Source organism: Streptomyces sp. NPDC051976 (genome assembly GCF_040680795.1).
Classification (GTDB): Bacteria; Actinomycetota; Actinomycetes; order Streptomycetales; family Streptomycetaceae; genus Actinacidiphila.
Genome location: NZ_JBFAXL010000001.1, coordinates 374,684 through 398,661 on the forward strand (window position 1 = coordinate 374,684; position 23,978 = coordinate 398,661).

17 protein-coding genes and 1 tRNA gene are annotated in these 23,978 nt (G+C 68.7%); 4 read left to right on the forward strand and 14 right to left on the reverse strand.

Annotated features, from left to right (window positions below):
• Positions 1-357: 357 nt before the first annotated feature.
• The 3 genes from AB0M29_RS01800 (at position 358) to AB0M29_RS01810 (ending at position 4,784) form a co-directional block, all read left to right on the forward strand.
• Positions 358-1,062, forward strand: coding sequence for an ABC transporter ATP-binding protein (locus tag AB0M29_RS01800; RefSeq protein WP_365377400.1), 705 nt, complete (start codon positions 358-360; stop codon positions 1,060-1,062).
• Positions 1,059-2,750 carry a hypothetical protein gene (locus tag AB0M29_RS01805; RefSeq protein ID WP_365377403.1) on the forward strand — a complete coding sequence of 564 codons (1,692 nt, stop codon included), beginning with the start codon at positions 1,059-1,061 and terminating at the stop codon, positions 2,748-2,750. The genes AB0M29_RS01800 and AB0M29_RS01805 overlap by 4 nt, the downstream gene beginning before the upstream one ends.
• 216 nt (positions 2,751-2,966) lie before the next feature.
• The gene (locus AB0M29_RS01810; protein ID WP_365377406.1) at positions 2,967-4,784 is read left to right on the forward strand and encodes a PIG-L family deacetylase; all 1,818 of its coding nucleotides are present in this window, start codon (positions 2,967-2,969) and stop codon (positions 4,782-4,784) included.
• A gap of 230 nt (positions 4,785-5,014) precedes the next feature.
• Here the strand turns inward: AB0M29_RS01810 and tuf are convergent, their stop codons facing one another.
• From tuf to AB0M29_RS01880, 14 genes are all read right to left on the reverse strand, one after another.
• On the reverse strand, positions 5,015-6,208 hold the full coding sequence (tuf, locus tag AB0M29_RS01815; protein WP_365377408.1) for an elongation factor Tu: 1,194 nt from the start codon (positions 6,206-6,208) through the stop codon (positions 5,015-5,017).
• Between the two features lie 159 nt (positions 6,209-6,367).
• Positions 6,368-8,497: an elongation factor G gene (gene fusA, locus AB0M29_RS01820; RefSeq protein ID WP_365377411.1), complete on the reverse strand. Its 2,130-nt coding sequence runs from the start codon at positions 8,495-8,497 to the stop codon at positions 6,368-6,370.
• 38 nt (positions 8,498-8,535) lie between these two features.
• On the reverse strand, positions 8,536-9,006 hold the full coding sequence (gene rpsG, locus AB0M29_RS01825; RefSeq protein WP_037912356.1) for a 30S ribosomal protein S7: 471 nt from the start codon (positions 9,004-9,006) through the stop codon (positions 8,536-8,538).
• 2 nt (positions 9,007-9,008) lie between these two features.
• Positions 9,009-9,380 carry a 30S ribosomal protein S12 gene (rpsL, locus tag AB0M29_RS01830; protein ID WP_014144289.1) on the reverse strand — a complete coding sequence of 124 codons (372 nt, stop codon included), beginning with the start codon at positions 9,378-9,380 and terminating at the stop codon, positions 9,009-9,011.
• Positions 9,381-9,651: 271 nt separating this feature from the next.
• On the reverse strand, positions 9,652-10,080 hold the full coding sequence (locus AB0M29_RS01835) for a DUF1707 and DUF4190 domain-containing protein (protein ID WP_365377416.1): 429 nt from the start codon (positions 10,078-10,080) through the stop codon (positions 9,652-9,654).
• 85 nt (positions 10,081-10,165) lie between these two features.
• Entirely contained in the window at positions 10,166-14,065 is a 3,900-nt protein-coding gene (locus tag AB0M29_RS01840; RefSeq protein ID WP_365377419.1) for a DNA-directed RNA polymerase subunit beta', read from the reverse strand.
• A gap of 97 nt (positions 14,066-14,162) precedes the next feature.
• Complete coding sequence (gene rpoB / locus AB0M29_RS01845; RefSeq protein ID WP_365377422.1) at positions 14,163-17,648, reverse strand: DNA-directed RNA polymerase subunit beta; 3,486 nt, start codon at positions 17,646-17,648, stop codon at positions 14,163-14,165.
• 606 nt (positions 17,649-18,254) lie between these two features.
• Positions 18,255-18,638 carry a 50S ribosomal protein L7/L12 gene (rplL, locus tag AB0M29_RS01850; RefSeq protein WP_365377424.1) on the reverse strand — a complete coding sequence of 128 codons (384 nt, stop codon included), beginning with the start codon at positions 18,636-18,638 and terminating at the stop codon, positions 18,255-18,257.
• Between the two features lie 93 nt (positions 18,639-18,731).
• Positions 18,732-19,298: a 50S ribosomal protein L10 gene (rplJ, locus tag AB0M29_RS01855; protein ID WP_365377427.1), complete on the reverse strand. Its 567-nt coding sequence runs from the start codon at positions 19,296-19,298 to the stop codon at positions 18,732-18,734.
• A gap of 367 nt (positions 19,299-19,665) precedes the next feature.
• Positions 19,666-20,391 carry a 50S ribosomal protein L1 gene (rplA, locus tag AB0M29_RS01860; RefSeq protein WP_365377430.1) on the reverse strand — a complete coding sequence of 242 codons (726 nt, stop codon included), beginning with the start codon at positions 20,389-20,391 and terminating at the stop codon, positions 19,666-19,668.
• Positions 20,392-20,469: 78 nt separating this feature from the next.
• Positions 20,470-20,904: a 50S ribosomal protein L11 gene (gene rplK, locus AB0M29_RS01865; RefSeq protein WP_365377433.1), complete on the reverse strand. Its 435-nt coding sequence runs from the start codon at positions 20,902-20,904 to the stop codon at positions 20,470-20,472.
• Positions 20,905-21,065: 161 nt separating this feature from the next.
• The gene (gene nusG, locus AB0M29_RS01870) at positions 21,066-21,956 is read right to left on the reverse strand and encodes a transcription termination/antitermination protein NusG (RefSeq protein WP_365377436.1); all 891 of its coding nucleotides are present in this window, start codon (positions 21,954-21,956) and stop codon (positions 21,066-21,068) included.
• Between the two features lie 71 nt (positions 21,957-22,027).
• Positions 22,028-22,315, reverse strand: a complete 288-nt coding sequence (secE, locus tag AB0M29_RS01875; protein ID WP_365377438.1) for a preprotein translocase subunit SecE — start codon at positions 22,313-22,315, stop codon at positions 22,028-22,030.
• Positions 22,316-22,412: 97 nt separating this feature from the next.
• Positions 22,413-22,485 (reverse strand) — tRNA-Trp (locus AB0M29_RS01880).
• A gap of 218 nt (positions 22,486-22,703) precedes the next feature.
• Here AB0M29_RS01880 and AB0M29_RS01885 point away from each other — a divergent pair.
• Positions 22,704-23,942 (forward strand): pyridoxal phosphate-dependent aminotransferase, encoded by a 1,239-nt coding sequence (locus AB0M29_RS01885; protein ID WP_365377441.1) that lies wholly within the window; start codon positions 22,704-22,706, stop codon positions 23,940-23,942.
• Positions 23,943-23,978: the final 36 nt, after the last annotated feature.

Sequence of the window (23,978 nt, forward strand, 5' to 3'; positions counted from 1 at the left end):
CCTCATCAGGGGGTTGCGTGGGAGATGACACCCACCGGATGCCTGGCCGGAGCCGCACTGACGCTTCCCGGAAGATTCCCGTACGTCCGTCCCAGCGCTGCCCAGAGGGCAGATAGGACGACGAGTACTGTGGGACTCGCTTCCGGTCCTCCCGACGGGAGGCGCGCAGCATCGGCGCTCGACCGAGCAACTTGAGTAGTCTGCCATACCGGCCGCGCCCGGCGCCAATCGAGCCGGGCAGCATACCCCTCCGTGGCCGCGCCCCAAACCCGGGCTCCCCCACCCGGCCCGCGAGTTGGGATTCGGACGGCCGTACTAGGGTCGGCGCACACCCAGTCGACGCATGGAGGCCCCCGCGTGAAGGCGACCAAGAGTGCGGGCGCGCTCCTGCAACTGCGCAAGGTGAGCCGCACGTACGGGGAGCGCAAGGCGCTGCTCCCGCTGGACCTGAGCCTGGCGCGGGGCCGCTGCACGGCGCTGTTCGGTCACAACGGCTCGGGGAAGTCCACGCTGCTGCGGATCGCCTCCGGCCGGGACGCGCCGACGAGCGGGCAGGCGCTGTTCGCCGGGCGGACGATCTCCGAGGACGATCCCCAGGTACGGGCCCGGGTCGCGGTGGTCGGCGACACCGTCGCCTGTTACCCCGACCTCACCGTCCGTGAACACCTCGAACTGGTGACGGTGGCGCACGCCGTTGACGACGCGGCGGCCTGGATCGACCAGGTGCTGGCCGACCGGCGGCTGTCCGACCACGCCCACGCCCTGCCCGGCTCGCTCTCCTCCGGCCAGCTGCAGTCGCTGCTGCTGGCCGCGGCGCTGGTGCGGCCGCGCGATCTGCTGGTGCTCGACGAGCCGGAGCAGCGGCTCGACCCGGACGCCCGGCAGCGCCTCGCGGAACTCCTGGTCGCCGAGAAGCAGGACGGCACCGCCGTGCTCCTCGCCACCCACCAGGTCGAACTGGCCGAGGCCGTCGCCGACCGCATGATCGCCCTGGAGGACGGCCGCGTGATCGCCGAGGGCGCCCCCTCCACCGTCCTGCGCCAGCTCGGCCTGCGCCCATGACGGCCCCGGAAGGGTTCGAGATCGAGCTCGACGACGAGCTGTGGAGCGAGGAGGACGACGACCGGACCGCTGAGACGCTGGCGTGGTTGCGGCGGAAGCGGCGGGCGCACCGCAGGCAGCAGGGGCGGGACCTGGCCGTGCTGCTCTATTGCGTGCTGCTGGCCGGGATCGGCTACGGCAGCGGTCTGGTCGTGCACTTCCTGCGCGAGCTGGAGAACGGCGCGGACTACCGGCACTTCGGTGCCGATCTGCGCCTCGCCCTGCCCGCGCTCTTCACCACCCTGACCGCCGCGCTGGCCGTGCTCGCCGCGCGGGACGCGCTGTGGCGCGGGCCCGTGGTGCTCCCGGGGCCCACGGTGGGATGGCTTCTGGCGCAGCCCGTGCGGCGCGGCGCGGTGCTGCGGCCCTGGTTCCGGCTCTCGGCCGGGCTGTCGCTGCTGCCGGGCCTGCTGCTCGGCGTCGCGGGCGCCGTCGTCCTGCGCGTCACCGGGCTCGCCTCGATCGGGGCGGCGCTGCTGGCCGCGCTGCCCGCGGCCCTGTGCCTGCCGCTGCTGGCCGTCTGCCTGGGCATGGCCGTCGAGCGGCGGCCGGAGCTGACGCGTGCGGTACGGCGCTGGACGGCTCCCGCCGTGCTGGTGCTGGGCGCGCTGGTGGCCCAGACCGTACTGGCCGCCAACGGGCACCGGGCCCGGCCGCTGGAGTGGGTCGAGCTGTGGTCGGGGCCGTGGGGGTGGGCCGCGCAGCCCTGGGTACGGGCCACCGGCGGCTCGGTGCCGGGCTGGCCGGTGGCCGTGGCGCTGCTGGTGGCGGCCACCGCCGCCGCCCTGGTCCAGGCGTACCGTGACGCGGCCCTGGTGCCGAGCGCCCAGCTGCGCGGCCGGGCGGCCACCGCCACCACCGTCTCCTCGGTGATGTGGTCGATGGAGCTGCGCGCCGCGAAGCTGGCGATGCTGGAGGCGGGCGGCGGGCAGCCCACCCGCAAGATCCGGCTGGCGCCGCCGCGCGGCAGGCTCGGCCGCTACCTGGTGGTGGTCTGGCGGGACCTGCTGACGCTGCTGCGCACCCCGGGGCGGCTGGGCAGGGCCGCGGTGTGGGCGGCGGCCGCCGCCGCGATCGCCGGGCTCGGGGTGGACCTCGGCGGTGAGCGGCGGGTGGTGGGCCTGGTCGTCGGGCTGCTGTGCGGCTACTTCGCGGTCGGCGTGCTCGCCGAACCGGCCCGGCTGGAGACGGACGACGTGCGGCGGGCGGCCTGGTCGCCGTTCCGCTTCCGCACCCTGATGCTGCACCACGGCGTGGTGCCCGCGGTGCTGGGCGCGCTGCTCGGGCTGCTGGCCGCGGTGCCGTTCGCGGTGGCGGGCTCGCCGTGGCCGCTGCTGCTGATGCCGCTGTGCGCGCTCCCCTTCACCGGGGCGGCGCTCTTCGGCGCCTGCCGCGGCCCGGCCCGTACCCAACTGCTCTTCCTCGGCGGCGGCTCCCCCGTCGGCGGCCCGGGCCCCTTCATCTTCCTGGCCTGGTACGCCGCCGGCCCCCTGATCGCCGTCGGCGGCCTCACCCTGGCCCTCAACGGCCCACTGGCACACGGCATGACGGCCGCCGCGGCGGCCCAGACGGCACTGGTCGCGGCGCTGCTCACGGCGTCGCTACTGCTGATGACCACCTGGTCGGCGGACAAACTCATCCGCCACTGAGAGCCGCGCCTCCGCGAACCCCCGGACCACCTTCAGGCGTCTCCGACACGGTGCCGGATCGCGCGCTGGCGCGCGCGGCGGCGCATGCGGCGGCCCGGGTTACGGTCCGGTCGGATCGCTGCCGCTCGCGGGACGGAATCCGCGGCTCCGCATCTCGTGGGCGATCAGGGCCCGGCCGGAGGCAACCCAGGCGCCTTGGGGCCCCTCCTACCCGCTATGAGGGGTTCCATACCGAGCGGGCCGTCGCGGCGGGGGCTGCTGACAGGGATGGCCGCGGCCGGCGCTCTGGGTGCGACGGGCTGCACCTCCACCCGCACCGCGGCGGCCGCGCAGGCCAGGGCGCTGGCCGCGCCGCCCGACCCGACGGCCACCCAGCCCTACCAGCCGCGTACCGACGCGCTGGTGATGCAGGTCCTCGCGCACCCCGACGACGACCTGTTCTTCATGAACCCGGACACCCTGCACTCGCTGCAGGAAGCGGTGCCGGTGGTGTCCGTGTACGTGACGGCCGGTGAGTCCACCGGCGTGAACAAGCTGCCGTTCGGCCCGCGCAAGCGGCACCGGCACGACCCGGCCGCGTACTCGTCCTCGCGTCACCAGGGGCTGCGGCAGGCGTACGCGGCCATGCTGGGGCTGCCGCACTTCACCAAGTGGCAGACCGAGGTCATCGACCTCGGCGGCGGGCTGCACGCCGAGATCGACTCGCTGCGCAACCGCGGGGGCTACGCCCGGCTGGTCTTCCTCCAGGTGTCGATGCACGAGATGAGCGCCAGCGCGAGCCTGCCGATGCTGTGGCAGCAGCCCGGCACCGTACTGCCGTACGTGGTCGCGCAGGGCGCCCCCTCCCCCGCCAACGCGCCCGGCCTCTACACCCACCAGAAGCTGGTGGACGTCCTCGCCTCTCTCATGGACCGCTTCCGCCCGACGACGATCAGGACGCTCGACCCGGACCCCGACATCCAGGTCTACGCCCCCGGGCACGGCACCGCCAGCGAGCAGCCCGGCTACTCCGACCACCGCGACCACACAGCCACCGCGCTGTTCACGTGGAAGGCGATGGCCCAGTGGGTGGCGACCGCGACGCGCCGCGACGGCGAGGTCCCGGCGTTCAGCACCGCGTCGTACCGCGGGTACTACAACCACCACTGGCCGTACAACCTGCCGCCCGCCACGGTCGCCCTCAAGGCCCGCTTCATGCTGCAGTACGGCGGCAGTCCCGCCTGGCCGTGCGGCAACGCGGCCGGCTGCGGCGACTACGCGCAGGGGGAGAACGAGCCGCTGGGCAACCCCAAGGGCTGGATACGCTCCACGCACCCGCGCTATCCCGGGGCCGCCCGGGTCATCGTCCCGGCACCCGGCGGCGGGCCGCGTACGGCCTACCAGGTGCTCGGCAACCGGGCCGTGCGGCAGCTGGAGACCGCCGCGAGCAGCGACGCGTGGGGGCCGGTGAAGGACCTCGGCGGCGGCACCCTGGCCCCGGCGCTGTCCTGTGTACGGGCCTCCGACGGCGCCACCCTGCTGTTCGCGCTGCGCTTCGCCGCGCTGAAGGGGCACGGCGGGCCGAACGCCCGGGACATCGTCCTGTGGCGCGACGGCGTCTGGTCCTCACTGGGCAACCCCGAGGCCGACGAGGACCGGGGGCGCCGGGTGGGCGCCCCGGTCGCGGTGGCCACCGCGGACGGCAGCGTCCATCTCTTCGCGCGCAACGCCGCCAAGGGGATCAGCGCGCGGGTCCTGGGACCCGGCGGGGCGGCCTGGTCGCCCTGGACCGACCTGGGCGGCGCGGAGGTCCAGGAGGGACTCTCCACCATCGTCGACCACGCGGGCCGCGTCCACGTCTTCGGCGCCAGCCACACCACCGTCCGCCACTGGGCCCAGTCCGCCCCCGGCGGCCCGGTCCGCCTCGACCCCCGCCCCACCCTCCCCCGCCCCGCCGACACCCCCGTCCCCACCCTCTCCCCCAACGGCACCCTCACCCTCACCTACCACCACCCCGCCTCCGCGACCACCCTCCGCGTCCGGGTGCCCACGTAAAGCCCCGTAGGGGCGCGGGGAACTGCGCGGCCCGCCCCCACCGGCCGGTGGTCCGAAGACCACGCGTCTGCCCCATTGGGGCCGGTGGTGACCTGCAGCCCGTCGAGGGCTGGTCGCGCAGTTCCCCGCGCCCCTTTGGGGCGAACCCCCTTCCGTGGGCAACGGAAAAGGTCCCGCACTGCCCAAAGGCGGTGCGGGACCTTTTCGGTAAAGCTCAGCGCAGCGTCACGTCACTTGGTGATCGACGTGACCTGGCCGGCGCCTACGGTCCGGCCACCCTCGCGGATGGCGAACTTCAGGCCCTCCTCCATGGCGATCGGCTGGATCAGCGCGACGCTCATGGCGGTGTTGTCGCCCGGCATGACCATCTCGGTGCCCTCGGGGAGGGTCACGACGCCGGTCACGTCGGTCGTCCGGAAGTAGAACTGCGGACGGTAGTTGTTGAAGAAGGGGGTGTGACGGCCACCCTCGTCCTTCGACAGGATGTAGGCCTGGGCCTCGAACTCGGTGTGCGGCGTGACCGTGCCCGGCTTGATGATGACCTGGCCGCGCTCGACGTCCTCGCGCTTGATGCCACGGAGGAGCAGACCGACGTTCTCGCCCGCCTGGCCCTCGTCGAGCAGCTTGCGGAACATCTCGATACCGGTGACCGTGGTGGTGGTCTTCTCGGTCTTGATGCCGATGATGTCGACGGTCTCGTTGACCTTGAGCACACCGCGCTCGATACGACCGGTGACGACGGTGCCACGACCGGTGATCGTGAAGACGTCCTCGATCGGCATCAGGAACGGCTTCTCGACGTCACGGGCCGGGGTGGGGATGGCCTCGTCGACGGCGGACATGAGGCCGAGAAGCTTCTCGCCCCACTCCTTGTCGCCCTCGAGCGCCTTGAGCGCGGAGACACGCACGACCGGCAGGTCGTCGCCCGGGAACTCGTACTCGGAGAGCAGCTCGCGGACCTCGAGCTCGACGAGCTCCAGGATCTCCTCGTCGTCCACCATGTCGGCCTTGTTCAGGGCGACAACGATGTAGGGAACGCCGACCTGGCGGGCCAGGAGCACGTGCTCCTTGGTCTGCGGCATCGGGCCGTCGGTCGCGGCGACCACGAGGATGGCGCCGTCCATCTGCGCCGCACCCGTGATCATGTTCTTGATGTAGTCCGCGTGACCGGGGCAGTCGACGTGGGCGTAGTGACGCGACTCGGTCTGGTACTCGACGTGCGCGATGGAGATCGTGATACCGCGCTGGCGCTCCTCAGGAGCCTTGTCGATCTGGTCGAAGGCCGAGGCCTCGTTCAGGTCCGGGTACGCGTCATGCAGCACCTTGGTGATCGCCGCGGTAAGGGTCGTCTTACCGTGGTCGATGTGACCGATGGTGCCGATGTTGACGTGCGGCTTAGTCCGCTCGAACTTCGCCTTCGCCACTGGGGTCCTCCTGGGAGTGGATCTGTACGCCTTGCTTCATCGGCGCCAGGTGATCTTTGCTGGATTGCGGACTGCCGGGGGACTCCGCCGCGCACCTTCCGGATTGCGGCGGAATACCCCGAAGCCTGCTGTCAAGCCTACGGGCTGTGCAGCGGAGTGCTACTCGCCCTTGGCCTTCGCGATGATCTCCTCGGCGACGTTCCGCGGAACCTCGGCGTAGGAGTCGAACTGCATGGAGTAGCTGGCCCGGCCCGAGGTCTTGGACCGCAGGTCACCGACGTAGCCGAACATCTCCGACAGCGGAACCAGGCCCTTGACGACCCGGGCACCGCTGCGCTCCTCCATGGCCTGGATCTGGCCACGGCGGGAGTTGAGGTCGCCGATCACATCGCCCATGTAGTCCTCGGGCGTGGTGACCTCGACGGCCATCATGGGCTCAAGGAGAACGGGGCTCGCCTTGCGGGCACCCTCCTTGAACGCCTGCGAACCGGCGATCTTGAATGCCAGTTCGGAGGAGTCGACCTCGTGGTAGCCGCCGTCGATCAGGGTGACGCGGACGCCCACCATCTCGTAGCCGGCCAGGATGCCGAACTTCATGGCCTCCTGCGCGCCCGCGTCCACCGACGGGATGTACTCCCGGGGGATACGGCCACCGGTGACCTTGTTGACGAACTCGTAGGTCGCGTCGCCACCCTCGAGCGGCTCGAGCATGATCTGCACCTTGGCGAACTGACCGGTACCACCGGTCTGCTTCTTGTGGGTGTAGTCAATGCGCTCGACCGTCTTGCGGATGGTCTCGCGGTACGCGACCTGCGGCTTGCCGACATTGGCCTCGACCCGGAACTCGCGCCGCATACGGTCCACCAGCACCTCGAGGTGCAGTTCGCCCATGCCGCCGATGATGGTCTGGCCGGTCTCCTCGTCCGAGTGGACCTGGAAGGAGGGGTCCTCCTCCGAGAGACGCTGGATGGCGACACCCAGCTTCTCCTGGTCGCCCTTGGACTTGGGCTCGATCGCGACCTGGATGACCGGCGCCGGGAAGTCCATGGACTCCAGGATCACCGGGTTCTTGTCGTCGCACAGCGTCTCACCGGTGGTGGTCTGCTTCAGGCCCATGACGGCGATGATGTCGCCGGCGCCCACCGACTCGATCTCCTCACGCTTGTTCGCGTGCATGCGGTAGATCTTGCCGATGCGCTCCTTCTTGCCCTTGACCGAGTTCAGCACGGCTGAACCCGACTCCAGGCGGCCCGAGTAGACCCGGACGAAGGTGAGCTTGCCCAGGTGCGGGTCGCTCATGATCTTGAACGCGAGGCCGGAGAACGGCTCGTCGTCCGAGGGGCGGCGCTTGATGACCTCGTCGGCGTTGCCGACGGCGTGGCCCTCGATGGCCTCGACGTCCAGCGGCGACGGGAGGTAGCGCACGACCGCGTCGAGCAGGGGCTGGACGCCCTTGTTCTTGAACGCGGTGCCGCAGAACACGGGGGTGACGGTGACGGAGTCCTTGCTGCCCTTGGAGGCCAGCGTGATCCGCCGGATCGCCGCGATGAGCTGCTCCTGGGTGGGCTCCTGGCCCTCCAGGTACAGCTCCATCATCGCGTCATCGTGCTCGGCGACGGCTTCGAGCAGCTTGCCGTGCCACTCGTCGGCCGCCTCACGGTGCGTGTCCGGGATGTCGACGACGTCGTACATCTCGCCCTTGGTCGCCTCGAGCGACCAGACCAGCGCCTTCATCTGGACGAGGTCGACGACACCCTTGAAGTCGGCCTCGGCACCGATGGGGAGCTGCATGACCAGCGGAACCGCGCCGAGGCGGTCCACGATCATGTCGACGCAGCGGTGGAACTCCGCGCCGGTGCGGTCGAGCTTGTTGACGAAGCAGATGCGGGGCACGCCGTAGCGGTCGGCCTGACGCCACACCGTCTCGGACTGCGGCTCCACACCGGCGACACCGTCGAACACCGTGACGGCACCGTCGAGGACGCGCAGCGAGCGCTCCACCTCGACGGTGAAGTCGACGTGGCCGGGGGTGTCGATGATGTTGATGGTGTGGTCGACATCCTCGAGCGGCCAGTGACAGGTCGTCGCGGCGGACGTGATGGTGATGCCGCGCTCCTGCTCCTGCTCCATCCAGTCCATGGTGGCAGCGCCGTCGTGGACCTCACCGATCTTGTACGAAACACCGGTGTAGAACAGGATCCGCTCGGTGGTCGTCGTCTTGCCCGCGTCGATGTGGGCCATGATCCCGATGTTGCGGACCCTGGCCAGGTCAAGCGAAGTGGTGGCCATGTGGCTCAGTCTTCTCTCGGTTTCGATGGGGGTGGTGACTACCAGCGGTAGTGCGCGAAGGCCTTGTTGGACTCAGCCATCTTGTGCGTGTCCTCGCGGCGCTTCACGGAAGCACCCAGGCCATTGCTGGCGTCGAGGATCTCGTTCATCAGACGCTCGGTCATCGTCTTCTCGCGACGGGCGCGGGAGTAACCGACGAGCCAGCGGAGCGCCAGCGTGTTCTGACGGCCCGGACGAACCTCGACCGGCACCTGGTAGGTCGCACCGCCGACGCGGCGGGACTTGACCTCAAGGGTCGGCTTGATGTTCTCCAGGGCGCGCTTCAGCGCGATGACCGGGTCGTTGCCCGACTTCTCGCGGAGGCCCTCAAGGGCGCCGTACACGATGCGCTCGGCGGTGGAGCGCTTTCCGTGCAGGAGGATCTTGTTGACGAGCGACGTCACCAGAGGGGAGCCGTAAACCGGGTCGATGATGACCGGGCGCTTCGGGGCGGGGCCCTTACGAGGCATTCTTACTTCTCCTTCTTGGCGCCGTAGCGGCTGCGAGCCTGCTTACGGTTCTTGACGCCCTGCGTGTCGAGGGAACCGCGGATGATCTTGTAGCGAACACCCGGAAGGTCCTTCACACGGCCACCGCGGACGAGCACGATCGAGTGCTCCTGCAGGTTGTGGCCCTCACCCGGGATGTACGCCGTGACCTCGATACCGCTGGTCAGACGCACACGCGCGACCTTACGGAGAGCCGAGTTCGGCTTCTTCGGGGTGGTCGTGTACACACGCGTGCAAACGCCGCGACGCTGGGGGGAACCCTTCAGCGCGGGCGTCTTGTTCTTCTCGACCTTGTCCTGCCGGCCCTTTCGGACCAACTGCTGGATCGTAGGCACCGTTTCTCCGGTTTCTGTGTGCCGATCTCGATAAATCTAACCTGAGGCCCGACCCACGCGGTCGGGTGTGTCGCGAACCCCGCACGAATCCGCAGTGAACGGAAAGTGCATATATTCGGGTGTCGCGGCCTCGGTGCCCCTCCGCGGTCGCATGGCACGCGCAGGAACCCGGGCACACCCCAGGCACAAGGTCAGAGCGTACCTACCGCATCGGCTCCGGTCAAAACAAATGCAAACGTGCAGGACACGCCGGTGCCCGGGAACTGCCGCGCTACGACCCCAGCGCCCCCAGAACGATGAGCAGCATTCCGCCGATCGCCACGAGATACCCCAGCACCAGCCCCGCGACGGCCATTCCGTCGCCGTTCTGGCCCGTGCGGCGGATCTGGTGGCGGGCCACATGCCCCAGCACTATCGCCGGGATCGTGGTCACGCCCAGCGTCATCGGGCCGAGGATCCCGCACACCATGGCGCCCACGGCGTTGCTGTTGGTGCCCGGCGGCGGCATCGGGCGGAAGGTCGGCGGCACCGGCACGGGCCGCGGGATGTCCCCGGTCAGCACGTCCAACTCACCGTAGGTGCGCGCCTGGTAGGCACGCCCCATCCGGTCCTCGTACTCGATCTGCGTGAGCCGCCCCTCGGTGAAGGCGTCCTTGAGGACGTTCACCGCGCGCTCCCGATCCGCATCCCCGGCAAGCATGTCTCCATCATGCCGCAGGGCGGCCATCCCGGAGAGGGATGACCGCCCTGTGTGACAAGCCCGCTACGTGACGGACCGTGAACTATCAGCCGTTGTACGGGCCGTAGTCGTAGTCCTCCAGCGGTACGGCCTGGCCGGAGCCGGTGCCGAAGGGGCTGTAGTCGATGTCGTCGTAGCCGACGGCCGAGTACATCGCGGCCTTCGCCTCCTCGGTCGGCTCCACCCGGATGTTGCGGTAGCGGGCGAGGCCCGTACCGGCCGGGATCAGCTTGCCGATGATGACGTTCTCCTTCAGGCCCAGCAGCGAGTCCGACTTGGCGTGGATCGCCGCGTCGGTCAGCACCCGGGTCGTCTCCTGGAAGGAGGCCGCCGACAGCCAGGACTCGGTCGCCAGCGACGCCTTGGTGATACCCATGAGCTGCGGACGACCGGAGGCGGGGTGACCGCCCTCGGAGACCACACGCCGGTTCTCGGTCTCGAACCGGCCGCGCTCGACCAGCTCGCCCGGCAGCAGCTCCGCGTCGCCGGACTCGATGATCGTCACCCGGCGCAGCATCTGCCGGATGATGATCTCGATGTGCTTGTCGTGGATCGACACACCCTGCGAGTTGTAGACCTTCTGCACTTCCTGGACCAGGTGGATCTGGACCTGGCGCTGGCCGAGGATGCGCAGCACGTCGTGCGGGTTGGTGGCACCGAAGGTCAGCTTCTGGCCGACCGCGACCTGGTCGCCCTCGCCCACCAGCAGCTTGGCGCGCTTGGAGATCGGGTAGGCGATCTCCTCGGCACCGTCGTCCGGCGTGACCACGAGCTTCTTGGTCTTCTCGGTCTCCTCGATCCGGACCCGGCCGGACGCCTCGGAGATCGGGGCGACACCCTTGGGGACACGGGCCTCGAAGAGCTCGACGACACGCGGCAGACCCTGCGTGATGTCGTCACCGGCCACACCACCGGTGTGGAAGGTACGCATCGTCAGCTGGGTGCCGGGCTCACCGATCGACTGGGCCGCGATGATGCCGACGGCCTCGCCGATGTCGACGAGCTTGCCGGTGGCCAGCGAACGGCCGTAGCAGTACGCGCAGGTGCCGACGGCCGACTCGCAGGTCAGGATCGAACGGGTCTTGACCTCCTCGACGCCGTGCCGCACCAGCTGGTCGATCAGCACGTCACCGAGGTCGACGTTGGCAGGCGCGATGACCTTGCCGTCCACCACCACGTCCTCGGCGAGCATGCGGGCGTAGACGCTGGTCTCGACGTCGTCCGTCTTGCGCAGCGAGCCGTCCTCGCCGCGCTCGGCGATCCGCAGCTTCAGACCGCGCTCGGTGCCGCAGTCCTCCTCGCGGATGATCACGTCCTGCGAGACGTCCACCAGACGACGGGTCAGGTAACCCGAGTCGGCGGTACGCAGCGCGGTGTCGGCCAGACCCTTACGGGCACCGTGGGTGGAGATGAAGTACTCCAGCACGGACAGGCCCTCACGGAAGGACGCCTTGATCGGACGCGCGATGGTCTCGTTCTTGGCGTTCGACACCAGTCCTCGCATACCCGCGATCTGACGCATCTGCATCATGTTTCCGCGGGCCCCGGAGTCCACCATCATGAAGATGGGGTTGGTCTTCGGGAAGTTCGCGTTCATCGCCACGGCAACCTCGTTGGTCGCCTTGGTCCAGATCGCGATGAGTTCCTGGGTGCGCTCGTCCTTGGTGATCAGACCACGCTCGTACTGCTTCTGGACCTTCTCGTCCTGGGCCTCGTAGGAGGCGATGATCGCCTTCTTGGCCTCCGGCACGACGATGTCCGTGACGGCCACCGTGACACCGGAACGGGTCGCCCAGTGGAAGCCCGCCGCCTTCAGGTTGTCGAGCGTCGCCGCCACGATCACCTTGGGGTAGCGCTCGGCGAGGTCGTTGACGATCTCGGAGAGCTGCTTCTTGCCGACCGCGTAGTCCACGAACGGGTAGTCCTCGGGCAGCAGCTCGTTGAAGAGCGCGCGGCCCAGGGTGGTACGCAGCCGGAAGGTGTCTCCGAGCTGGTACGGCTCCTCGCCCTCGGTGGGCTCCGGCGGGGTCCAGCCGCGCGGCGGGACGGTGCCCACCGGGAAGCGGATGTCGACCGGGGCCTGCATCGACAGCTCGCGGTTGTCGAACGCCATGATCGCCTCGGCGGTGGCGCCGAACGCCCGGCCCTCACCCTTGACCTCGCGCTCCTCGGAGTCCGTGGTCAGGAAGAACAGGCCGAGCACCATGTCCTGGGTCGGCATGGTGACCGGGCGGCCGTCGGCCGGCTTGAGGATGTTGTTCGAGGACAGCATCAGGATGCGGGCCTCGGCCTGCGCCTCCGCGGACAGCGGGAGGTGCACGGCCATCTGGTCACCGTCGAAGTCCGCGTTGAACGCGGTGCAGACCAGCGGGTGGATCTGGATGGCCTTGCCCTCGACGAGCTGCGGCTCGAACGCCTGGATACCGAGGCGGTGCAGGGTCGGCGCGCGGTTCAGCAGCACCGGGTGCTCGGCGATGACCTCTTCCAGCACGTCGTACACGACCGTGCGGCCGCGCTCGACCATGCGCTTGGCCGACTTGATGTTCTGCGCGTGGTTCAGGTCCACCAGGCGCTTCATCACGAACGGCTTGAAGAGCTCCAGCGCCATGGCCTTGGGCAGACCGCACTGGTGCAGCTTGAGCTGCGGGCCGACGACGATCACCGAACGGGCGGAGTAGTCGACGCGCTTGCCGAGGAGGTTCTGGCGGAACCGGCCCTGCTTGCCCTTGAGCATGTCGGACAGCGACTTCAGCGGACGGTTGCCGGGGCCCGTGACCGGGCGGCCGCGGCGGCCGTTGTCGAAGAGCGCGTCGACGGCCTCCTGGAGCATGCGCTTCTCGTTGTTCACGATGATCTCGGGCGCGCCGAGGTCGAGAAGCCGCTTCAGGCGGTTGTTGCGGTTGATGACACGGCGGTACAGGTCGTTCAGGTCGGAGGTCGCGAAGCGGCCACCGTCCAGCTGCACCATCGGACGCAGGTCCGGCGGGATCACCGGGACGCAGTCCAGCACCATGCCGTTGGGCTTGTTGGTGGTCTGCAGGAACGCGGAGACGACCTTGAGGCGCTTGAGCGCCCGGGTCTTCTTCTGGCCCTTGCCGGTACGGATGATCTCGCGGAGGCGCTCGGCCTCCTCCTCCAGGTCGAAGGACTCCAGGCGCTTCTGCAGCGCCGCGGCACCCATCGAGCCCTGGAAGTACGTGCCGAAGCGGTCGCGCAGCTCGCGGTAGAGCAGCTCGTCGCCCTCGAGGTCCTGGACCTTGAGGTTCTTGAAGCGCGCCCACACCTCGTCGAGACGGTCGATCTCGCGCTGCGCACGGTCGCGCAGCTGCTTCATCTCGCGCTCGGCGCCCTCACGGACCTTGCGGCGGACGTCGGCCTTGGCGCCTTCGTTCTCCAGCTCGGCCAGGTCGGCTTCCAGCTTCTTCTGCCGGCCTTCGACATCGGCGTCACGGCGCTGCTCGACCTGCTGGCGCTCGACGGAGACCTGGGCCTCCAGCGACGGCAGATCGCGGGTACGACGCTCGTCGTCCACCCACGTGATCATGTACGCCGCGAAGTAGATGACCTTCTCCAGGTCCTTCGGGGCGAGGTCGAGCAGGTAGCCGAGGCGCGACGGAACGCCCTTGAAGTACCAGATGTGCGTGACGGGCGCGGCAAGCTCGATGTGGCCCATCCGCTCACGGCGCACCTTGGCGCGAGTGACCTCGACGCCGCAGCGCTCACAGATGATGCCCTTGAACCGGACACGCTTGTACTTGCCGCAGTAGCACTCCCAGTCCCGGGTCGGACCGAAGATCTTCTCGCAGAAGAGCCCGTCCTTTTCCGGCTTGAGCGTGCGGTAGTTGATGGTCTCCGGCTTCTTCACTTCGCCGTGCGACCAGGTACGAATGTCGTCCGCGGTGGCAAGGCCGATCCGCAGCTCGTCGAAGAAGTTGACGTCGAGCACTTGTCGTCAATCCCTCTTTCGGGGTCGAGTGTCAAACATGGTCTGAACGGTCCTGGGAGAGGCCGCCCGGCTCGGGTGGAGCCGGGCGACCGGCCCGTCAGACCTCTTCGACGCTGCTCGGCTCACGCCGGGACAGGTCGATACCGAGTTCTTCCGCGGCGCGGAAGACGTCCTCGTCGGTGTCACGCATCTCGATGGACATACCGTCCGAGGACAGCACCTCCACGTTGAGGCAGAGCGACTGCATTTCCTTGATGAGCACCTTGAAGGACTCGGGGATGCCCGGCTCGGGGATGTTCTCGCCCTTGACGATGGCCTCGTAGACCTTCACGCGACCGAGCACGTCGTCGGACTTGATGGTCAGCAGCTCCTGGAGGGCATATGCGGCGCCGTACGCCTCCAGCGCCCACACCTCCATCTCGCCGAACCGCTGTCCACCGAACTGTGCCTTACCACCCAGAGGCTGCTGGGTGATCATCGAGTACGGGCCGGTGGAACGCGCGTGCAGCTTGTCGTCCACCAGGTGGTGCAGTTTGAGGATGTACATGTAGCCGATCGAGATCGGCTCCGGGAACGGCTCGCCGGAGCGGCCGTCGAACAGCCGCGCCTTGCCGGACGGCAGCACCATCCGGTCGCCGTCCCGGTTCGGGATCGTGGACTCGAAGAGACCACGGATCTCGTCCTCTCGGGCACCGTCGAAGACCGGGGTCGCGACGTTGGTGCCCGGGGCCACCTGGTCGGCGTCGATCGCCTGCAGGCGGCGGGCCCACTCCTCGCCGATACCGGAGACGTCCCAGCCCTGCTTGGCAAGCCAGCCGAGGTGGATCTCCAGCACCTGTCCCGGGTTCATCCGGGACGGGACGCCGAGCGGGTTCAGGATGATGTCGACCGGGGTGCCGTCCTCGGTGAACGGCATGTCCTCGACCGGCAGGATCTTGGAGATGACGCCCTTGTTGCCGTGGCGGCCGGCGAGCTTGTCACCGTCGGTGATCTTGCGCTTCTGCGCCACGTACACACGCACAAGCTGGTTCACACCGGGGGGAAGCTCGTCGCCCTCCTCGCGGTCGAAGACCCGGACGCCGATGACCTTGCCGGTCTCGCCGTGCGGCACCTTCAGCGAGGTGTCACGGACCTCACGCGCCTTCTCACCGAAGATCGCGCGCAGCAGGCGCTCCTCCGGGGTCAGCTCGGTCTCGCCCTTGGGCGTGACCTTGCCGACCAGGATGTCGCCGGCGACGACATCGGCACCGATCCGGATGATCCCGCGCTCGTCGAGGTCCGCGAGGACCTCCTCGGAGACGTTCGGGATGTCCCGGGTGATCTCCTCGGGGCCCAGCTTGGTGTCACGGGCGTCGACCTCGTGCTCCTCGATGTGGATCGAGGAGAGGACGTCGTCCTGGACCAGCCGCTGGCTGAGGATGATCGCGTCTTCGTAGTTGTGGCCCTCCCACGGCATGAACGCCACGAGGAGGTTCTTGCCGAGCGCCATCTCGCCCTCGTCCGTGGACGGGCCGTCGGCGAGCACCTGGCCGGCCACCACACGGGCGCCCTCGTCCACGACGACCTTCTGGTTGAAGGACGTGCCCTGGTTGGAGCGGGAGAACTTGGCGACCCGGTACGTGGTGTACGTGCCGTCGTCGTTGGTGACCGTGACGTAGTCCGCGGAGACCTCCTGGACCACACCGTCCTTCTCGGCCTTGATGACGTCACCGGCGTCGACCGCGCAGCGGTACTCCATGCCGGTGCCGACCAGCGGCGCCTCGGCACGGATCAGCGGCACGGCCTGGCGCATCATGTTGGAGCCCATGAGCGCGCGGTTGGCGTCGTCGTGCTCGAGGAACGGGATCATCGCGGTCGCGACCGACACCATCTGGCGCGGCGAGACGTCCATGTAGTCGACGTCGTCACCGGGGATGTAGTCGATCTCGCCGCCACGGCGGCGGACCAGCACGCGGGACTCGGCGAACCGCAGGTCCTCGGTCAGCGGCGCGTTGGCCTGCGCGATGACGAAGCGGTCCTCCTCGTCGGCGGTCAGGTAGTCCACGTCGTCGGTGACGACACCCTCGACGACCTTGCGGTACGGGGTCTCGACGAAGCCGAACGCGTTGACCCGGCCGTAGGAGGCGAGCGAGCCGATCAGACCGATGTTCGGGCCTTCGGGGGTCTCGATCGGGCACATCCGGCCGTAGTGCGACGGGTGCACGTCACGGACCTCGAAGCCGGCCCGCTCACGGGACAGACCGCCGGGGCCCAGCGCCGACAGGCGGCGCTTGTGGGTCAGGCCGGACAGCGGGTTCGTCTGGTCCATGAACTGGGACAGCTGGCTGGTGCCGAAGAACTCCTTGATGGAGGCGACGACCGGCCGGATGTTGATCAGGGTCTGCGGCGTGATCGCCTCGACGTCCTGGGTGGTCATCCGCTCGCGGACGACGCGCTCCATACGGGCCAGGCCGGTACGGACCTGGTTCTGGATGAGCTCGCCGACGTTGCGCAGGCGACGGTTGCCGAAGTGGTCGATGTCGTCGACCTCGACCACCATCGTGGTGCCGTTGTCACCGGTGGTCTCGGTCTCGCCCGCGTGCAGCTTCACCAGGTACTTGATGGTGGCGATGATGTCGTCGGTGGTGAGCACACCGGCGTCCAGCGGCGCGTCGCTGCCGAGCTTCTTGTTGACCTTGTAGCGGCCGACCTTCGCGAGGTCGTAGCGCTTCGGGTTGAAGTAGAGGTTCTCCAGCAGGGTCTGGGCGGCCTCCTTGGTCGGCGGCTCGCCCGGACGCAGCTTGCGGTAGATGTCGAGCAGCGCGTCGTCCTGGCCCTGGGTGTGGTCCTTCTCCAGGGTGGCGCGCATCGACTCGTAGTCGCCGAACTCGTCGAGGATCTGCTCGGTGCTCCAGCCGAGCGCCTTGAGCAGGACGGTGACCGACTGCTTGCGCTTGCGGTCGATGCGGACACCGACCATGTCGCGCTTGTCGATCTCCATCTCCAGCCAGGCACCCCGGGACGGGATGATCTTGGCGGAGAAGATGTCCTTGTCGGACGTCTTGTCGATCTGGCTGTCGAAGTAGACACCCGGCGAGCGCACGAGCTGCGACACGACGACACGCTCGGTGCCGTTGATGCAGAACGTGCCCTTGTTGGTCATCAGGGGGAAGTCGCCCATGAAGACCGTCTGGGACTTGATCTCACCGGTCTCGTTGTTGGTGAACTCGGCGGTGACGAAGAGCGGGGCGCCGTACGTGAAGTCGCGCTCCTTGCACTCGTCGAGCGAGTTCTTCGGCGGCTCGAACCGGTGGTCACGGAAAGTGAGCGACATCGACCCGGAGAAGTCCTCGATCGGGGAGATCTCCTCGAAGATCTCCTCCAGACCGGACTTCCTGGGGACATCCTGCCCACTGTCCAGGGCCGCCTCGACGCGCGCCTTCCATGCGGCATTGCCGAGGAGCCAGTCAAAGCTCTCGGTCTGGAGCGCGAGGAGGTTCGGAACTTCGAGCGGTTCACGGATCTTCGCGAAAGAGATGCGCAGCGGTGCGGTGCTGGCGCCGTTGTTCGAATTGGCAGTCGAGGCGTTGCGCGAGGCGGCCAAGAGGGGGTCCTTCCGAGGGCTCGGACTCACTACGCGCGTACCGGTCCGCCCCTGAGCGTGCGAGGAAAGCCCTGATGGAGGCCTCTTCAGCAGTGCTCAGACGTGGGCATGCTCCTGGTGACGGGCCAGGCAGCAGCTAACAGGCAGCGCAAAGGGTCAGTGTAGCCACTCGGCACACTGATGTCCAGGCTGAGATTCGGAGTACCGAATCATCGCCCCCTCGCCGTCTTGCGGATCCCGCCCTCGGAACCGGATCCGCGCCCTGCGCCATGCATTCCCGCATCTCCACCGATCCATGCATCCGACCCGGACCGAAGTGGCGACGCGTCCTGAGAATTGCGCGCTGCGTGCCGTTCGTCAAGGCCCTGGCCTGGCAGACATGCTCACAGCCCTGCTCTCCCCGGGGGTCCTGAGCGGGTCGCGAGTGCCTCCCGAGCAGGTCCCGTGCGGGAACGATCACCCTACCCGGGGGGCGGGGCCGTGGCCCGGCAAGGACGCGGGAACGACCGAGGGCGGCCACCCGTAAGGGTGACCGCCCTGGGGCTGTCCGGCCCTGTGCGCGGGACGCGAGGGGCCGGACAGCGGGCGCCTGGAAGGCGCGAGGTGTTACTTGACCTCGACGGAGGCGCCGGCGGCCTTGAGGGACTCGGCAGCCTTGTCCGCGGCCTCCTTGGCGACCTTCTCGAGGACGGGCTTCGGGGCGCCGTCCACGAGGTCCTTGGCCTCCTTCAGGCCGAGCGAGGTGAGCTCGCGCACGACCTTGATGACCTGGATCTTCTTGTCACCGGCGGCGGTGAGGACGACGTCGAACTCGTCCTGCTCCTCAGCGGCCTCGACCGGGGCACCCGGGCCCGCGGGGCCGGCGACGGCGACCGCGGCGGCGGCGGTGACGTCGAACTTGTCCTCGAACGCCTTCACGAACTCGGAGAGCTCGATGAGGGTCATCTCTTCGAACTGCGCGAGCAGGTCGTCCTGGCTGAGCTTCGCCATGATGGCGGTCCTTCCACTAATTCGGCTGGTGCCGGATGTACATGTCGGCGGGCGTACTCGGGGCCCGCTGGACTGCTGAGAGAGCCGGGTCGGCTATTCGGCAGCCTCGGCGGGAGCCGGCGTACCGGCACCGCCCTGCTCGCCCTGCTCGGCCCGCTTGGCACGAAGCGCCTCCGCGGTGCGGACGAACTTCGACGGGAGCGCCTGGAAGAGCGAGGCAGCCTGCGACTGCTTGCCCTTCATGGCGCCCGCCAGCTTGGCGAGCAGAACCTCGCGGGACTCGAGGTCCGCGAGCTTCTTGATCTCGTCGGCGGACAGCGCCTTGCCGTCAAGGACACCGCCCTTGATGACGAGAGCGGGGTTGTCCTTGGCGAAGTCGCGCAGACCCTTCGCCGCTTCGACCGGGTCACCGGCGACGAAGGCGACGGCCGACGGACCCGCGAACAGGTCGTCGAGCGTGCTGATCCCGGCCTCGTTGGCCGCGATCCTGGTCAGCGTGTTCTTCACCACGGCGTACGTGACGTTCTCACCGAGCGAACGGCGCAGCGTCTTGAGCTGCGCCACGGTGAGACCGCGGTACTCGGTCAGCACAGCGGCGTTCGAGGAGCGGAACTGATCCGTCAACTCGGCAACCGCGGCAGCCTTGTCAGGCCTCGCCATGAGTCTCGGCCTCCTTCCGGGTGATTGCGGACCGCACGGAATTGAAGGAGGGGACTTGGCAAAAACGAACGCCCCGGGCGCAGGCGCACGGGGCGTGACTCAACGGAAAAAACACTTCCGGAGTTCATCCACAGTCACCTGCGCGGGTCGTCCGCAGCTAGCGGATCCTTCGGCCACCACACCCGGAATCGGGCACGGCAACGACCAGCGGTCTTTGGCTTCAGACACGAGAGTACGGGACGCGGTCGCGGAAAACCAAATCGGCGGGAACGGCTCCGGTCAGCGGGGGAAAAGGCTCCGGCCCCCGCCCAGTACGTGACTGGTGCGGGGGCCGGAGCCGTGCTCACGCGGGCGTGAGGCGCGATCGTCAGACCGACGCGGGGTCTTCCTCGACGAGGAGGTTGCGCGTGCGGTTGGGGTCGATCTGGATGCCGGGGCCCATGGTGGTGGACACGGCGGCCTTCTTGACGTACCGGCCCTTGGCGGCGGACGGCTTCAGACGCAGGATCTCGTCCAGGGCCGCCGCGTAGTTCTCCACCAGCTTGGTCTCGTCGAAGGAGACCTTGCCGATGATGAAGTGCAGGTTCGAGTGCTTGTCGACGCGGAACTCGATCTTGCCGCCCTTGATGTCCGTGACAGCCTTCGCCACGTCCGGGGTGACCGTGCCGGTCTTCGGGTTCGGCATGAGGCCACGGGGGCCGAGCACGCGGCCGAGGCGGCCGACCTTGCCCATGAGGTCCGGGGTGGCGACGACGGCGTCGAAGTCCAGCCGGCCCTTCGCCACCTCGTCGATCAGTTCGTCGGAGCCGACGATGTCGGCTCCCGCGGCTTCCGCGGCCGCAGCACGGTCACCGGTCGCGAAGACCAGGACCCGGGCGGTCTTGCCGGTGCCGTGCGGAAGGTTCACGGTGCCACGGACCATCTGGTCGGCCTTGCGCGGGTCGACACCCAGGCGGAAGGCGATCTCGACGGTCGAGTCGAACTTGGTGTTCGCGGTGTCCTTGGCGAGACGGACGGCCTCGAGCGGGGCGTACAGACGCTCCCGGTCGATCTTGGCGTCCGCAGCGCGGAGAGACTTGCTGCGCTTGCTCACTTACTGCTCCTGAATGTGAAAGGGAGTCGTGGTGCGGGCCGAGCAGGCCCTGCCACTGAACTTCGCGGGTGGGTGCGGTCAGCCCTCGACCGTGATGCCCATGGAACGGGCGGTGCCGGCGATGATCTTCTCGGCGGCGTCCAGGTCGTTCGCGTTGAGGTCGGGGAGCTTGGTGGTGGCGATCTCCCGGACCTGGTCGCGGCTGAGCTTGGCGACCTTCTTGACGTGCGGCTCGCCGGAGCCCTTGTCCACGCCCGCGGCCTTCAGGATCAGCTTGGCGGCCGGCGGCGTCTTGGTGATGAAGGTGAAGGAACGGTCCTCGTAGACCGTGATCTCCACCGGGATCACCATGCCGCGCTGCGACTCGGTGGCCGCGTTGTACGCCTTGCAGAACTCCATGATGTTCACGCCGTGCTGGCCCAGCGCGGGGCCGACCGGCGGCGCCGGGTTGGCCGCGCCGGCGTTGATCTGGAGCTTGATAAGCCCCGTGACCTTCTTCTTCTTGGGAGGCATTGCTCTCTCCGGGTCCTAGTGAGAGTTTTCTTGCCTGAGAACAGGCATACCGCACCACGATAACGGGTATCGCGGTGTGCTCTGAAACCGAGCAGGTCAGGAAGACTGCGAGCAGCCCGCCTGACCTGGTCGATACGTCTGTGGATCCGACCCCGTGAGGGTCAGTTCTTCTGGATCTGGTCGAAGCTCAGCTCGACCGGGGTCTCGCGGCCGAAGATCTCGACGAGGCCCTTGACCTTCTTCGAGTCGGCGTTGATCTCGTTGATCGTCGCCTGCAGCGTCGCGAAGGGGCCGTCGGTGACGGTGACCGAGTCGCCGACCTCGAAGTCCAGCACCTGGACCTCGACCTTGCGCGGCTGGGCGGTGCCCTCCGCGATGGCCGCGGCCTCGGCCGCCGCCTCGACCTCGGGGGCGAGCATCTTGACGATCTCGTCCAGGGTCAGCGGGTAGGGGTCGTACGCGTTGCCGACGAAGCCGGTGACACCGGGGGTGTTGCGGACGACGCCCCACGACTCGTTCGTCAGGTCCATGCGCACCAGCACGTAGCCGGGGAGCTTGTTCTGGCGAATGGTCTTGCGGTCGCCGTTCTTGATCTGGACGACTTCTTCCTGGGGCACTTCGGCCTGGTAGATGTAGTCCTCGACGTTCAGCGAGACGGCGCGCTGCTCCAGGTTGGACTTCACGCGGTTCTCGTACCCGGCGTAGGTGTGGATCACGTACCACTCGCCGGGCAGGGTGCGGAGTTCCTCGCGGAAGGCGGCGACGGCGTCGACGACCGGCTCGGCGACGGGGGCCTCGGCGGCGTCCTCGTCCTCGTCCTCGCCGGAAGCGTCCTCGGCGGAGGAGTCGTCGTCCGAGGAGTCCTCGTCGGCGGTCTCGTCGGAAGCGTCTTCGTCCTCGACGTGGACGGCGTCGCTCTCGGCGGCGTCTCCGGCGTTCAGGTCGGCAGCCTCGGCCTGGTCGATGTCGTCGTCGGCCGCCTCGACGATGTCGAGCGCGGTGTCGTCGCCCTCGACGGACTCGTCGGCGTCGTACACGTTCGGGTCAGACACGGTGACTGCTTCTTCCTGACTTCAAGGGGTGGAACGAGCGGGACGCCTGTTGACCGGCGCCTTCCGCGGGATCATCCGAAGACGTACGAGACGAGCTTCGAGAATCCGTAGTCAATCACGCTGACGAGCCCGATGATGACGACAACGAACACAATCACCACAGTGGTGTACGTGATCAGGTCATTGCGGGACGGCCAGACGACCTTGCGAAGCTCCGCGACGATCTGGCGGTAGAAAAGCGCGAGCCGACCCAGCGGGCCCTTCTTGCCGCGCTTGCCACCGCGGCGGGGCTTCTTGGTCTCGTCGTCCTGAGACGCATCCGGCTCAGGGACCTCGATGGAGTCCGTGATCTCAGTCACTGCGTCCTCACCTGACTCCGGGTCGTGGCCGTTCCGCGCCCGTCGCGCGGTACGGCGAGTGCTTTACCTGCCCACGTCCGTCGGGCGACGTGTGGAGCAGGGCCGGAGGGACTTGAACCCCCAACCGCTGGTTTTGGAGACCAGTGCTCTACCAATTGAGCTACGACCCTTTGCGACTCCCCCAACGTACCGCAGTGGTGCCGGTGGGAAGGCCATCGACGGATGAGTGTACGTGTTCAACAGCCCTCCGTCGAACGCCTTGCGCCCCGATCCGCGCCGGACGTGCCGCGGATGTGCCCTGGACAGGCCCCGGATCCGCCCCGGACCCGGCGGATCAGCCCGTGAAACGTGGGTGCAGGCGGTCTCCGAGGAGTGGGACCATGCACTCATGAGCGCTGCTACTCCCCCCGTATCGTCTGCCACCGACCGGCGGGTGTCGGCCCGCGTCGGGTCGATCTCCGAGTCCGCGACGCTGGCCGTGGACGCCAAGGCAAAGGCCCTCAAGGCCGCCGGGCGCCCGGTCATCGGCTTCGGCGCGGGTGAGCCCGACTTCCCGACCCCCGACTACATCGTCGAGGCCGCAGTCGAGGCCTGCCGCAACCCGAAGTACCACCGCTACACCCCGGCCGGCGGCCTGCCGGAGCTGAAGGCCGCCATCGCCGCCAAGACGCTCCGCGACTCCGGCTACGAGGTCGAGGCCGCCAACGTGCTGGTCACCAACGGTGGCAAGCAGGCCATCTACGAGGCCTTCGCCGCCATCCTCGACCCGGGGGACGAGGTCATCGTGCCCGCCCCGTACTGGACCACCTACCCCGAGTCGATCCGGCTCGCGGGCGGCGTTCCGGTCGACGTGGTCGCCGACGAGACCACCGGCTACCGGGTCTCCGTCGAGCAGCTCGAGGCGGCCCGCACCGAGCGCACCAAGGTCGTGCTGTTCGTCTCCCCGTCGAACCCGACCGGCGCCGTCTACAGCCCCGCCGAGACCGAGGCGATCGGCCGCTGGGCCGTCGAGCACGGCCTGTGGGTGCTCACCGACGAGATCTACGAGCACCTCGTCTACGGCGACGCCGCCTTCACCTCGCTGCCGACCGTCGTGCCCGAGCTGCGCGAGAAGTGCATCGTGGTCAACGGCGTCGCGAAGACGTACGCGATGACCGGCTGGCGCGTGGGGTGGATCGTCGGCCCCAAGGACATCGTCAAGGCCGCGACCAACCTCCAGTCGCACGCCACCTCGAACGTCTCCAACGTGGCCCAGGTCGCCGCGCTGGCCGCCGTCTCCGGCGACCTCGACGCGGTCGCCGCGATGCGCGCCGCCTTCGACCGCCGCCGCCAGACGATCGTGAAGATGCTCAACGAGATCGACGGCGTCGTCTGCCCGACCCCCGAGGGCGCGTTCTACGCGTACCCGTCGGTGAAGGCGCTGCTCGGCAAGGAGATCCGCGGCAAGCGCCCGGCGTCCTCGGTCGAGCTGGCCGCGCTGATCCTCGACGAGGCCGAGGTCGCGGTCGTCCCGGGCGAGGCCTTCGGCACCCCCGGCTACCTGCGGCTGTCCTACGCGCTCGGCGACGAGGACCTCGTCGAGGGCGTCACCCGGCTCCAGCAGCTCCTGGGCGAGGCCAAGGACTGAACCCGGCGCCGGTGCCGTCGCGCACCGCTCGTGCTT

Excerpts from the sequence above, each read along its gene's own strand:
- AB0M29_RS01810 (WP_365377406.1), top strand. The coding sequence starts at position 2,967 with ATGAGGGGTTCCATACCGAGCGGGCCGTCGCGGCGGGGGCTGCTGACA.
- rplK (WP_365377433.1), bottom strand. The coding sequence starts at position 20,904 with ATGCCTCCCAAGAAGAAGAAGGTCACGGGGCTTATCAAGCTCCAGATC.
- rplJ (WP_365377427.1), bottom strand. The coding sequence starts at position 19,298 with ATGGCGAGGCCTGACAAGGCTGCCGCGGTTGCCGAGTTGACGGATCAG.
- fusA (WP_365377411.1), bottom strand. The coding sequence starts at position 8,497 with ATGGCCACCACTTCGCTTGACCTGGCCAGGGTCCGCAACATCGGGATC.
- AB0M29_RS01885 (WP_365377441.1), top strand. The coding sequence starts at position 22,704 with ATGAGCGCTGCTACTCCCCCCGTATCGTCTGCCACCGACCGGCGGGTG.
- rpsG (WP_037912356.1), bottom strand. The coding sequence starts at position 9,006 with ATGCCTCGTAAGGGCCCCGCCCCGAAGCGCCCGGTCATCATCGACCCG.
- AB0M29_RS01805 (WP_365377403.1), top strand. The coding sequence starts at position 1,059 with ATGACGGCCCCGGAAGGGTTCGAGATCGAGCTCGACGACGAGCTGTGG.
- AB0M29_RS01835 (WP_365377416.1), bottom strand. The coding sequence starts at position 10,080 with ATGCTTGCCGGGGATGCGGATCGGGAGCGCGCGGTGAACGTCCTCAAG.
- rplL (WP_365377424.1), bottom strand. The coding sequence starts at position 18,638 with ATGGCGAAGCTCAGCCAGGACGACCTGCTCGCGCAGTTCGAAGAGATG.